The sequence below is a fragment of the Aquaspirillum sp. genome, assembly GCF_055136605.1.
The window spans coordinates 1-13,636 of record NZ_JBSQVP010000019.1; the positions used below are offsets into that span (position 1 = coordinate 1).

Sequence of the window (13,636 nt, forward strand, 5' to 3'; positions counted from 1 at the left end):
ACAATATAGTTAAAGAGTATTCTCTTTTTTCAAAAAGTTTTGTTCGTATTGCTGCTCATGATATCCAGAAAGTGGTTGCTGAATCATCTGTTAATGGACGCTATTGGCCAGAACCCCTCGTCCAAATCAATCCAAACTATCAGCGCAAGGGGACGGTGCAGCAGTTGGTTGCGGAAGGCGTTTTGCACGGTGCTTGTGCAGATCTCTTTCAAGTGGGCAAAGCCGAGGGGTGCCCCCAGCCGCTGCATCTTTATGCGCATCAGATGCAAGCATTGGCCAAGGGCCAAGCAAAACAGAGCTATGTGGTTACAACGGGCACTGGCTCTGGCAAATCACTCTCTTTCTTCATCCCGGTCATTGATCGGATATTGAAGGCAAAAGAAAAGGACAAAATCGCACGAACCCGCGCCATCGTGATCTATCCGATGAACGCCCTGGCGAACAGCCAGCTCGAAGAACTCGATAAATTCCTTTATGGCTATCCAGTAGAACAAAAGCCTTTCACCGTAGCGCGGTATACCGGGCAGGAGTCAAAAACTGAACGTGATGCGATAGCAAACAACCCGCCCGACATCCTGCTCACCAACTTCATGATGCTTGAACTGATCCTGACTCGTTTTGACGAGGTGGATCGCCGCGTAGTGGATCATTGCCAAGGTTTGGAATTCCTAATTCTCGACGAGCTTCATACCTACCGTGGCCGTCAAGGGGCCGACGTTGCATTGCTGGTGCGTCGGCTACGAGAACGTTTACAGGCCGATCGCCTAGTTTGTATTGGTACATCGGCCACTATGTCGAGTACGGGAAGTCTGACTGATCGCAACAAAACAGTGGCAGAGGTAGCTAGCAAGCTTTTTGGTACGTATATCTCTGAGCAAGACATCATTGGTGAAACGCTTGAACGAGTGACAGATCCATCGATGGATGTTGCTGCTGTGCAGGCAAGTTTGGCAGAGGCAGTTACCCGTACCCTGTTTGAATGGAATGACTTTAAGGCATTTCAGGTCGATCCTTTAGCGATCTGGGTTGAATTGAATCTTGGTATTGAATTACCTAGCAACGAGCCCCCTCGCCGTGCAAAGCCAATGACTATTCAAGCTGCCAGTGAAAAATTGGCTAGAGATGCTGGCTGCGAAATTGAGACCGCACGAACCGCTCTACAGCAGTTCCTAGTCGCTGCACATGACATCAGAACACCTCAAGGACGGCCACCTTTCGCGTTCAAATTGCACCAGTTTATTAGCGGTCCGGGTAAGGTTCTCACCACGCTTGAAGGGCAGGGCATTCGTCATGTCACATTAGATGCTCAGCGTTTTGCACCAGGCCGGCAGGAAGAAGGCGCTCAACTCTATCCTGTCCATTTTTGCCGAGACTGTGGACAAGAGTACCTACCGGTTTGGCAATCAAAACGGCAGCCAATAAGTTATACACCGCGCGAAATTGATGACATTAGCGCAGAAGATAACGAAGACGTTTTTTATGGCTTTCTGTGTCCTGCCACCTCGAATTTGTCCTATCGTGGCGATCTTGAAACTCTGCCAGAAACATGGCTCGATCTGAGTCGCGACCAACCTAAGATCAAACAGAACTACAAAAAAGCGATGCCATGTCCCATTCAGGTTGATGTTCAAGGCAAGCAGGGACAAGGTGAATCATTTTGGTTCATTCCCGGGAAATTCCGCTTTTGTCTGAACTGTGGGCAACTGCATGAAGCGCACGGTAAAGATATTAACCGTCTGGCAAGTCTTTCAGGCGAGGGACGTTCATCTGCTACCACCATTCTGACATTAAGCGCATTGCGCCAACTCTTCGAAGACACTGAGCCAACGAACGGCCAACCTGATCCGCGCAAGTTGCTTGGGTTTACCGACAACCGGCAAGATGCAGCGCTACAGGCAGGGCATTTCAACGATTTTATTTTTTTGCTGACTTTACGCGCCGGTCTTATTGGTGCTTTGCAAGACAATAATGGCGTATTGTCTGAAGAACAATTATCGGATGCTGTTTTTAAAGCACTGGGCTTTGATCGAGTTGATGAGAGCATTTTGGTTGAATACCTACGCACCCCCAAGCTCATGGGGTTCGCGCAGAAAGAGGCACAACGCACCTTGCGTTATATTATTGCGTACCGTCTGTTGCGCGATCTCCGGCGTGGTTGGCGATTCAATAATCCTAACTTGGATCAATTAGGTTTACTGGCAATCAACTACCGCCATTTGGATGAGTTTTGTGCCGATAATGCTGTGTTTGCCAACACAAAAAATGGCACATTGGCTACTTTGAATGCTTCACATCGAGAACAGCTGTACCGACTGGTTTTCGATACGATGCGTCGAGGGCTTTGCCTTGAGACGCGCTATCTCAACCCCGACGAACAAGACAAGGCTCGAACCAGCGCCTTCGCATACCTCAATGATCGTTGGGCCTTCTCCGCAGATGAACAACTGGAAACCGCGAAATGTCTCATCCTTGGTAAACGACCCCAATCTAATAAAGGCAAATCAAGAACAGACTTGATCACTGGTGGGCCTCGGTCGCGCTTGTTACGCGATGTGAAAGCCGCCCCGTTCTGGAAAGAAACCGCTTTTGCTGGACAGGTTGCAAGCTGGAAAGATTCAGAGTGGGTTGAATTAGTCGAAGCCTTACTGCAGGCTGCTATGCTTTATGGCTATGTGCAGAAGCAGGCGCTTGATCAACAATTGGTAGGGTGGCGCCTGAATGCTGCTGTGCTTGATTGGGTGTTACCCAATACCTTAATGAATGAAGAAGATTCCCGTACTAATCCATTCTTCCGTTCCCTCTATTGGAATATCGCTGAGTTACTGCGCCAGCAAAATCATCCACTCTTCGATTTTGAGGCGCAGGAACACACAGCCCAAGTTGAGGCTGGACGACGTCAGCTACTTGAACAACGTTTTCGTTATACCGACAAGGATCGTAAGGAATGGGCAGAGAACCCTGCACATGAAGTGCCCCTTGAGCGATTACCTGTGATGTTCTGTTCGCCCACGATGGAACTGGGCGTTGATATTTCTGCACTCAATACCGTATATCTGCGCAATGTTCCGCCTACACCAGCCAATTATGCTCAACGCAGTGGTCGTGCGGGTCGCTCGGGCCAACAAGCTTTGGTGATTACCTACTGTGCATCGTTAAGTCCGCATGATCAATGGTTTTTCCAACACGCCAGCGATATGGTGCATGGCATTGTACGTGCCCCGACATTGGATCTAGCCAATCGTGATTTGGTCGAGAGCCATCTACAGGCGGTATGGCTGGCTAATACGCAGATTGCTCTTGATGTCAGTATTTCCCCTATGCTCGATCTTGATCAACCAGAAAAGCCATTACTTAAGTCTTACCATGATGCGCTAAACGATCCAGACGTGGCCCAACGTGCTCAGAAAAGTGCGATGCGTGTCATTGCCCAATTACAGGATGAATTGACTGGGAGTGATTGGTTCAAACCCGATTATGTCCAGAAAGTGATTGAACGAGCGCCTCAAGCTTTTTCCGAGGCACTTGAACGTTGGCGTGTGTTGTTCGATGCCACCCGCACGCAAATGAAGATGGCTGACCAGATTATTAGAAGCCATACGGCATCGCACAGTGAGCGCCAGAATGCACAACGTCGTTACGGGGATGCTGCACGGCAATATGCCGTACTGCTGAAAACAGGCAATAGCCAAAATAACGATTTTTATACCTATCGTTATCTCGCCAGCCAGGGTTTTCTACCTGGCTACAACTTCCCACGTTTGCCTCTAATGGCATGGATTCCTGCACACGCAGGGGCATCTGCTAATAGCAAGAATGATGAGGGCAGCATGGTCAGTCGCCCGCGCTTTTTGGCTTTGTCGGAGTTTGGCCCGCGCAGCTTGATTTACCACCAAGGGCGTATGTATCGCGTGGTGCGTGCCAAACTGAATGTCGGCTCGGCTGATCATATTTCTGGCAACAGCCAACTTGCCACCCTCTCCTCGCGGGTTTGTAGTCAGTGCGGCTATGGTCATCTAGGCACGCTCGGCGGTGGCGAACCCTTGGACAATTGTTGTGAAAACTGTGGTGCACTGCTGACTGACCATGATTGGGTGCGTGAGTTGTATCGTATTGAAACGGTTGAAACAGTCGCTGTAGAGCGAATTTCTGTCAATGATGAAGACCGCCAGCGTCAGGGATTTGAGTTGCAAACTACCTATCGTTTTCTGCCCGGTCCCGATGGCATGATTCAACAGCGCAAAGCTGAGGTGAAGCAAGGCGAGGAAATATTAGCTGAGTTGACTTATGCGTCTGCGGCACGTTTGTGGCGTATCAATCGTGGCTGGCGCCGGCGCAAGAACAAAGAGCAACTGGGGTTTTACATCAATCCCATCACCGGCACTTGGAGTAAACAGGATGAACCGGGCGGTGATGATGCCGACGGCACAGATGAAGGTCTTGTCGATAAAGTACCAAACCAGCGAATTGTTCCTTTTGTTGAAGATCACCGCAATTTGCTGATTTTGGCACCCATACATCCCTTATCAATTGAGGCGATGGCTACTTTGCAAGCTGCGCTCAAACGTGGTATCGAGATGACCTTTCAAATTGAAGAATCCGAGCTGGTTGCTGAACCGCTTCCTAGAATAGACCAGCGTCGTGCGCTGATGTTTTATGAAGCTGCCGAGGGGGGGGCTGGTGTGCTCACACGCATCGCCAGCGATCCCGCCAGCTTGGCGCAGGTTGCCAACAACGCACTCAAACTGCTGCACCACAACGCTCCGCAGGGGGCATGGAAGCTTGAGGACTTGCCTGCGTTGGAGCAAACCAATGATCTAGGTAACCGGATTTGTGAAGCGGGTTGCTATCAATGTTTGCTTTCCTATTTCAACCAGCCTGACCACGAGAATATCAACCGGCGCAATATCGATGCACTGAAGGTATTGGTAGCGTTGGCTAATGCTGAAGTGAAGCCGAAATCAGTTTCTCCAGCAGTGGCCGAAACGATACCAAAAAATGATCGTTTTCAGCACTGGCTTGATACTTTAACCACAGCAGGTTTACGCCTTCCTGAGGCTACACAAGTTCCTGTCAACGGAGGGACTGCCATTGCTGCTGGCCAATACAAGTCTGCTCGTGCATTGGTGTTTCTTGATCATATTGACCCTGATACGACTGCCCTGATGACCGATAAGGGCTGGCAAGTGCTGAACTTCTCCGACCCATCGCAATGGCAAGCGCAGTTTGCTGCGTATCCCGATGTGTTCGGCAACCATGAGAAAACACAATGACCCAGCTTGAACACGATTTCATGCCCGGCAACCTGGTTCGTGCCCGTGGGCGCGAATGGGTAGTGCAAAGCGAATCCCGCCGTGACTGGCTGCGCCTGCGCCCGCTCGGTGGCGCGGACGATGACACCATCGCCCTGATCCCTGAGCTCGAGCTGCAGCCCGTTGAACCTGCCACCTTTCCTTGGCCACAGCCCGAACAGGCAGGCAACCATGCGGCAGCATTGCTGCTGCGGGATGCCTTGCGCCTGAAGCTGCGGGCGGGCGGCGGCCCATTCCGTTCGTTTGGCAATATCGCCGTGGAGCCGCGTGGTTACCAGTTGGTGCCCTTGTTGATGGCGCTACGCCTGACCACCGTGCGACTTCTCATCGCCGACGACGTCGGTATCGGTAAAACCATCGAAGCCGGGCTGATCGCTCGTGAGCTGATGGATCGTGGCGAGATCGCCAGCCTCGCGGTGCTTTGCCCGCCGCACTTGGTTGAGCAATGGCAAAGCGAACTGGAAACCCGCTTTAACTTGCAAGCGGTTGCGCTGACATCGGCGTCGGCCGCGCGCATCGAACGCGACATTCCTCATGGCGTCAGCCTGTTCGATCACTACCCGGTCGTGGTGGTGAGCCTTGATTACATCAAGAGCGAGCGTCACCGCGAACACTTTCTGTTCATCGCACCGGAGTGCGTGATTGTTGACGAAGCCCACACCTGCGCCAGCAGCGGTGCCGGCAAACAACTGCGCTTCGAGCTATTGCAGCGCTTGGTCAAGGATGACGAGCGGCACCTGATCTTGCTCACCGCCACCCCTCACTCCGGTGACGAGGCGGCTTTTTATAACCTGCTGTCCTTGCTCGATCCGCGCTTTGTCGCACTGCAGAACAGAACCTCTGCCAGCGATCCGCTCCGCCAAGAACTGGCACGGCATTTTGTTCAACGTCGTCGTAAAGACATCGCCGAATGGCAAGCCGAAACCGGTGATGGCCGTGGCTTTCCCCGCCGCATGAAGACCGAGGTCACCTACAAACTGAGCGGGGACTGGGGTGCCTTCTTCGATTCAGTGCAGGACTATTGCCGCGAACTGGCTGAAAACATTGAGCGCGAAGGCGAAGGCCGTGGTCGCCTCATCTGGTACGCCACGCTCGCCCTGTTGCGTTGTGTCGCCTCGTCACCTGCCGCCGCCGTCAAAGCACTGACCACACGATTGGATGGCAGCTTCGACAGCATTCACTTGTTGGCTGATGAACGTTTACACGATGGCGAAACTGATGATCTGGACAGCAACGATTTAGAGCCACCGGCGCAACTGGAAGAAGCCAGTCGTCTGTTGACGTTGATTCAAGAAGCACAGCGTCTTTCTGGTCAAGCTGGAGACCCTAAGCTAGCTACGCTGATTTCTCACATTGCAACACTGCTGAAAGACGGTTATCACCCCGTTGTGTTTTGTCGCTACATTGCTACTGCTCACTATGTTGCCGAACACCTACGCAAAGTATTTCCCAAAGCCACTATTGAATCTATCACGGGTGAATTGATGCCCGAAGAGCGGCGTGAGCGAGTCGAAGCAATGGAAGAGGGCGAACCACGCATTCTGGTGGCTACCGATTGCTTGTCAGAAGGTATTAACCTGCAACATCTGTTTACCGCTGTCATTCACTACGATTTAGCTTGGAATCCCACCCGTCACGAGCAACGGGAGGGCCGAGTTGATCGTTTTGGCCAGCAGGCAGCCGAGGTGCGTTGCACCATGCTCTATGGGCAGGATAACCCTGTGGATGGGTTTGTGCTGAATGTGATTTTGCGCAAGGGCGAAACCATCCAAAAAGAGTTGGGTGTGTTGGTACCGATGCCGGAGGACGAAGCCCGCATCAATCAGGCGCTGGTCAAAGCGGCACTCATGAAGCGCAGCGACAGCCGTCAACCGGCTCAAGGCAGTTTTGATTTTGGTGAGCCAGAGCGTATTCTCGCGCCGCTACAAGCCCAGTGGCATGATGCACTAGAGAAAGCCAAAGCCAATCGCACCGTCTTTGCCCAGCGTCGGATTCGGCCAGATGAGGTATTACCAGAATGGCAAAAACAGCAGGAAGCATTAGGTACCCAAGCCGACGTCCAGCGTTTTGTACAAAGTGCCTGCACCCGCCTCAATGCCCCGCTGGAACCTACACGAAAGCAGCAGTATCGCTTTTTGCCGCAGCACTTGCCCGAAGCTCTGCGCCAACGACTGGCCGATGACGGCATCGACAAACCCCTGTTGCTCAATTTCAATGAGCTACACCGCAGCCACCCGCTGGTCTGTGTGTTGGCTGAACATCTGCTGGAGACCAGCCTAGCCACCGATGGCCAAAGCGCTGGCATTGCCGCACGCTGTGCCGCCACCCTCACTGATGCGGTCGAGGTGGTTACCATCATTTACCTGCTGCGCTTGCGTCATCAATTGGGCTATGTGCGCCGCCGCCAACCTTTCCAGATGATGGCCGAAGAAACCGTCGCGCTGGCTGTTGTTGGCCGCAACAATCCGCAATGGTTGAGTGACGACAGCGTCAGCCGTCTGCTCGAATGCAAGCCCACTGGCAACCTGCCACCAGAAACCATCCAACGCGAAATCCGTACCGCGCTGGACTTTCTGCAAAGCCACCCACAGCAATTGCAAACCTTGGCTACTCAGCGTGCCGAGACGCTACTGGCCGACCATCAGCGAGTACGACAAGCTGCCCGTGATGTGGGGCAATACAGCGTCAAGGCGTGTTTACCTGTGGATGTGATGGGCGTGTATGTGTTGCTGCCTGACGAGTTGTAACCGGCGGCCACAAGAGATAAGAACATGAGAAAACTCCGTAAAAACCAAGCCGCGCTCAACCTGCCAACCTTGACGCTTGAAGGTGGCTTGTTTCTGCCCGATCAGTTAGAAAAAGCCGCACTCGGTAGCGCACAATGGCAAACCGAAGCTGACTACAGCATACCCAAGGGGCTCAAGCTTAAAGACGACTATAGCCGTGCCTTTCAGATTGCTTGTGCTCAGTGGAGGCATTTTGCTGCCCAACTTGAGCGAACAGATATCAATGCCGCTGAACTGACACATACCTTTGTGAAGGAACTGCTGCGCGACGTCTTCGGCTATACCAACTTGCAGCCTTGCACCGGCATCGCCTTGGGTGAAAGACATTATCCGATCAACCTAATAGCCGGCAGTGTACCGGTGGTCGTTGTACCTCATACCTTGGCCTTGCATGAACCCGACCCCCGCTTTGCCATCATTGGTTCGGGTAGTCGTAAGAAGTCTGCTTTTATGCTGACTCAAGAATTTCTCAATGCCAGTACCGATCATCTATGGGGAATGGTCTGTAATGGCAAAACCCTGCGCCTGTTGCGTGATGCGGCCACACTGACCCGCCCCAGCTTTCTGGAAATTGACCTTGCTGATTTACTCGGTGGTCAGCGTTATGCCGAGTTTGCCAACGTCTGGCGCTTGCTACATGCCAGCCGATCCGCAGGTAACCCCACGGAATGTGTCTGGGAAAAATGGCGGGCGGCTGGACAAGAAGAAGGCACCCGCGTGCGCGACGGCCTGCGCCAAGGCGTAACCGATGCTTTGCTGATTCTGGGCGAAGGTTTTATCCAGCATTCGGCCAACGATGCTTTGCGTAGCGCACTGCACAACGGTGAATTGACCAAAGACGCCTATTTTCAACAACTGCTGCGGCTGATCTATCGCTTAATTTTTATCTTTAGTGTTGAAGAGCGTGGTTTGTTACATCCGAAAGACGAGAGCCCACAAGCTCAAACTGCCCGCCGTGCCTATGCCGAAGGCTATGCTGTGGGCCGTTTGCGCGATTTATGTCTAAAGCGCCGTGCCCGCAATCGTTTTGACGATCATTGGCAAGCGCTGCGCATCGTCTTCAAGGGCCTGAGCGACGGTGAGCCGCGCTTGGCATTGCCCGCCCTCGGTGGACTGTTTGCCACTAGCCAGTGTCCGGCACTCGACGCCGCCAGTCTCGATAATGCCCACCTGTTGGCCGCCATGCAAAACCTGCGCTGGGCCAGCCACAAGGGTGTGCTCGCGCCGGTGGACTACCGCAATATGGGGCCGGAAGAACTGGGCAGCGTCTATGAAAGTCTGTTGGAGTTGGTGCCAGAGATTGATTTGCCAGCTCGCAAGTTCGGTTTTGTTGGCTTGACCAGCGAGGGTAGCACCGCCGGTAATGCTCGCAAGCTCACCGGCAGTTATTACACCCCTGATTCGCTGGTGCAGGAGCTGATCAAGTCTGCACTCGACCCGGTGATTGAACAGCGTATTGCTGCACAACCCGAATCACCCGTTGAAGCCTTGCTTGCTATTCGAGTCATCGACCCTGCCTGTGGCAGTGGTCATTTTCTGTTGGCCGCCGCACGCCGCCTGGCGGAAAAGCTCGCACAGCTGCGGGCAACCGATGGCGAACAAACCGAACAGGACTTCCGCCACGCCCTGCGCGAAGTGGTCAGCCGCTGCATTTTTGGTGTGGATCGCAACCCCATGGCTATCGAGCTGGCTCGAACTGCACTGTGGCTGGAAGGCTTTGAAGAAGGGCGCCCCTTGGGCTTTCTCGACCACCACCTGCAAGTGGGTGATGCTCTCTTGGGGCTGACTGACCTCAAGGCGCTGGAGCTGGGCATTGCCAAAGATGCCTTCAAGCCGCTTTCGGGTGACGATAAGGAAGTCTGCAAACAGCTCGCCAAGGCCAACGCTGCGGCGCTCAAACAGTTTGATAAAGACTTCCAGCGCAAACAAGCTTTGCTGGATTTGAGCGATGCCCAATTGCTTAAAGGGCTACAAACGCTCGAAGCCCTACCGGAAAACAGCACAAAAGAGATTGCCACTAAAGAAGCTGCCTACCGTAGGTTCCTAGAGCAAGCCAAAACCAGCCGACTGGCACACGCTGCCGATTTGCTCGTCGGTGCCTTTCTATTGCCAAAACGAGAAGGAGATGAAGCGCTCATCCCCACTAGCGCCACGCTATATCTCACTTTGCTGGGTGATGCCTTATCTAGCCAACAACAAGACGCTCTTGTTGATGCGCGAGCAGCATGCACAGAAGCGCGGGTGCTGCACTGGCCCTTGGCGTTTCCGCAGGTGTTCGCCAGTGGCGGTTTTGACTGCGTGCTGGGTAATCCACCGTGGGAAATTGTTCAAAATCGCGACGATGCTGCGGATGAATACTTGCACGAACGCCAGAAAAAATGGTTTGCCGTAGGAATCTACTCGGTGCTATCTGGGCGTCGTGACTTGTACAAACTTTTCATAACGATTATTCCCTCCCTCTTGAATAAATCTGGTCGATGTGGGTTCGTGCTGCCTATTGGTTTTATGTTTGAAGATGATTGCGGTGATCTCAGGAAAAGCCTATTCGATTCTGGTTCGGTAATATCCGTTTTGCATTTACAGAATGCTCAGAAGAAATTCTTTCCAGATGTCCACGCAAGCTATAGATTCCTTGCTTTGACCTTTTCTCGGGAACAGGTACGTCACCATAAATTCAGTACGGTTGTGAAATCCCCAGCTGAACTTGAGGCAGTACCATGGTGCGAAATTACACGCGATCAATTTGACGCGGTAATTGGCAAAGAGAGGAGCGCTGTTATATTTAACAGTCAGGCTCAAGCCAATGTTCATGGCGTACTCGTATCGAAATTGCTGAAGCTCAAGCAGCTTGGTTATCGAGTTGTCGCTGAGTTTCATGCGTCGTCAGACAAAGAGTTACTTGGTGTTCGTCGCCAATCGGAAGACGACTGGACATTATTGAAAAATGGAAGCTTCCATCACTTCAGTCCAAGATTTGGACCCACAGAAAAGTGGGTCAGCAAAATCAATGTTCAAGAGCGTCTATTGAGGAAGGGGCTAGACCCTGAGGTCTGGATTGACCACCCAAGATTGGTCTTTAGAGATATCGCCCGGAATGATGACACGAGAACTTTAATTCCATGCCTTGTTCCGCCTGGCTTTGTTTCAACTTATGACGCGCCAATGATTGTTCCTGTAGATACGAAACAGCAGACAGATTTGGCGTTGGCATTCTACGCAGGATATTTAACATCATTTTTTGCTGATTTTATTATTCGCCCTTATGTGGATAAGCACATAAAAGGGTATGTGCTGGCTCATGTTCCGATCCCTGAGTTCGTTCCAGATAACCCGCTTATGTCTAGTGCCGCAGAGCTTGCTCTCTCCCTTGCAAGGGATAGTTGGCTTACTCATGACCAGGACCCGCCTTCGGTTTCAATATATAGCCATCCACATAGAGTCGCTCTCGAAGCAATGTACTTGCAGTTAGTTGGTGTGGCACGTGATGAAGTCCAGAAAGTATTTTCTGGATTCGGCAGCATCCAAGCTGATGAGATGGCCAGGTACAAGGAATACCGCACGCAACGGCTGGTGCTGGAAGCGTGGGATAAATTGGAAACAGGAGAATTGCACTGATGCTGACTTCTTTGCACATGAAAAACTTCAAGGCCTGGAAGGATACCGGCCCCATTCAACTGGCACCTCTAACGGTGATCTTTGGTGCCAATAGCGCGGGCAAGAGCAGCTTAGGCCATCTGTTGCTGGCGCTCAAACAGACCACTTTATCGGCAGATCGAAAACGCCCGCTTCATTTGGGCGACGATAATGCCTTGATTGATTTGGGCACATTTGCTGAATGCTTACACAATCATAATTTACAAAATGCGTTGGAGTTTGAGCTTGGATGGAAAATTCCCGGAAAGGAACTGGAAGCGCGTGATCCACTCAGTAATAAAAAATTTACGGGTGATGAATTAACGCTTTCGGTCACTATTTCGGCGGATGCGAAAGAGCAGCCCAGAGTGGACAAGCTGACTTATCAACTCTTGCGTAACTGTGAAAATCAACTCGCTGTGGCTTACAGCCGGGACGAGAAAGGGCGACATGAAATTACTTCTGGCGAATATAAATTCGTGCGCAATACTGGGCGTATCTGGCCGCTAGATGACCCCGATAAGTTTTATCGGATTTCTGACCAAAGCCGTGCTCGATTCCAAAATGCTGAATTTTTATCTGACTTTGCACTTAACACTGAATCCGCATTGAACAGCCTTTACTATCTCGGCCCCCTGCGAGAGCACCCTAAACGTATCTATTCGTGGTCTGGCGAAACGCCAGAAAGCGTTGGTCAAAAAGGTGAGTTTGCCGTTGCCGCCATTCTGGCGGCTAGTGCGCAAGACCGGAAACTTAATCGTGGGCCTAAAAAGCACCTAACCCGCTTTGATGTCTTTATCGCGCAGTGGCTTAAAGATTTGGGGATCATAGAAAGCTTTGAAGTGAAGCCTGTAGCTGAGGGTCGAAAGGAATATGAGGTCGTGGTCAAAACCCACGCCACAGCAAGCGAAGTAAAAATTACCGACGTCGGCTTTGGCGTGTCGCAGGTTTTACCTGCTCTTGTTCAGGCTTTCTATTGCCCCCCAAACTCGACCATTTGGATGGAGCAACCAGAAATTCATTTGCATCCTCAGGTGCAGGCCGAGCTTGCTGATGTGTTTATTTCCGCCACACAGGCCCGCGAAAATGGCAAAGAGCGCAATGTACAGCTAATTGTCGAAAGTCATTCCGAACATTTTCTCAATCGCCTGCAACGCCGCATCGCCGAAGGCATCGTGGCACCGGAAGACGTGGCTGTCTACTTCTGCCGTCGCGCAGGTTCCGCCACCGAACTGGAGCCGCTACGCCTGAATATGTTTGGCGAAATCGAGAATTGGCCTGAAAACTTTTTCGGCGACGAAATGGCGGATATTGCTGGCCGTACCCTGGCGGCGATGCAGCGTAAGAAAGAACTCGCCAAGGAGGCTGCCAATGATGCGGGCGGTCATTGATACCAATGTGCTGTTGGTTGCCAACGGACAGCATCCCGATGTATCTGCCGATTGTGTCACCGCCTGCGTACAACGCTTGCAAGCCATGGAGAAGGCTGGCACAACCGTCATTGATGATGGCTTCCGCATTCTGGGTGAATACCAAAACAAAACCAGCCTCAATCCACCAAAAGGTGTTGGCGATGTGTTTCTGAAATGGTTGCTACGCCAAGCTGGAAACCCGGCGCGAGTGGAGCAAATTTGCCTTACCGAGTTAGCCGAAAATGAGTTCGTCGAATTTCCGGATGCAGCTTTGCAACCCGCGTTTGATGCACCAGATCGGAAATTTGCGGCAGTCGCTCACTGCCATCCAGAAAAACCACCTATATGGCAGGCAGCAGACTGCAAATGGTTGGACTGGTGGCCTGCCTTGCAGGCCAAGGGGGTTCGTGTGGAATTTCTTTGTCCCGAGGATGCTTGCGGGTTTTATCGCAATAAGTTCCCCGGTAAACCACTGCCTGCATTGCCGGATTGAGCC

5 protein-coding genes are annotated in these 13,636 nt (G+C 52.1%); all 5 read left to right on the forward strand.

Annotated elements, in window-relative coordinates; translation table 11 throughout:
• Positions 1-71 precede the first annotated feature (71 nt).
• From ACTBZS_RS04815 to ACTBZS_RS04835, 5 genes are read left to right on the forward strand one after another with little or no spacing between them, the layout of a single operon-like run.
• Positions 72-5,270 carry a DEAD/DEAH box helicase gene (locus ACTBZS_RS04815; protein ID WP_463043430.1) on the forward strand — a complete coding sequence of 1,733 codons (5,199 nt, stop codon included), beginning with the start codon at positions 72-74 and terminating at the stop codon, positions 5,268-5,270.
• Positions 5,267-8,056, forward strand: a complete 2,790-nt coding sequence (locus tag ACTBZS_RS04820; protein ID WP_463043431.1) for a helicase-related protein — start codon at positions 5,267-5,269, stop codon at positions 8,054-8,056. Before ACTBZS_RS04815 ends, ACTBZS_RS04820 begins: the two co-directional genes overlap by 4 nt.
• A gap of 24 nt (positions 8,057-8,080) precedes the next feature.
• A complete protein-coding gene (locus tag ACTBZS_RS04825) occupies positions 8,081-11,710 on the forward strand; it encodes an Eco57I restriction-modification methylase domain-containing protein (protein ID WP_463043432.1) in 3,630 nt (1,209 codons plus the stop codon).
• A complete protein-coding gene (locus ACTBZS_RS04830) occupies positions 11,710-13,119 on the forward strand; it encodes a DUF3696 domain-containing protein (protein WP_463043433.1) in 1,410 nt (469 codons plus the stop codon). The genes ACTBZS_RS04825 and ACTBZS_RS04830 overlap by 1 nt, the downstream gene beginning before the upstream one ends.
• A complete protein-coding gene (locus tag ACTBZS_RS04835) occupies positions 13,100-13,633 on the forward strand; it encodes a hypothetical protein (RefSeq protein ID WP_463043434.1) in 534 nt (177 codons plus the stop codon). The genes ACTBZS_RS04830 and ACTBZS_RS04835 overlap by 20 nt, the downstream gene beginning before the upstream one ends.
• Positions 13,634-13,636 lie beyond the last annotated feature (3 nt).

Bases quoted from the DNA above. Each gene is read 5' to 3' on its own strand.
- ACTBZS_RS04830 (WP_463043433.1), top strand. From the start codon at position 11,710: ATGCTGACTTCTTTGCACATGAAAAACTTCAAGGCCTGGAAGGATACC.
- ACTBZS_RS04820 (WP_463043431.1), top strand. From the start codon at position 5,267: ATGACCCAGCTTGAACACGATTTCATGCCCGGCAACCTGGTTCGTGCC.
- ACTBZS_RS04825 (WP_463043432.1), top strand. From the start codon at position 8,081: ATGAGAAAACTCCGTAAAAACCAAGCCGCGCTCAACCTGCCAACCTTG.
- ACTBZS_RS04835 (WP_463043434.1), top strand. From the start codon at position 13,100: ATGATGCGGGCGGTCATTGATACCAATGTGCTGTTGGTTGCCAACGGA.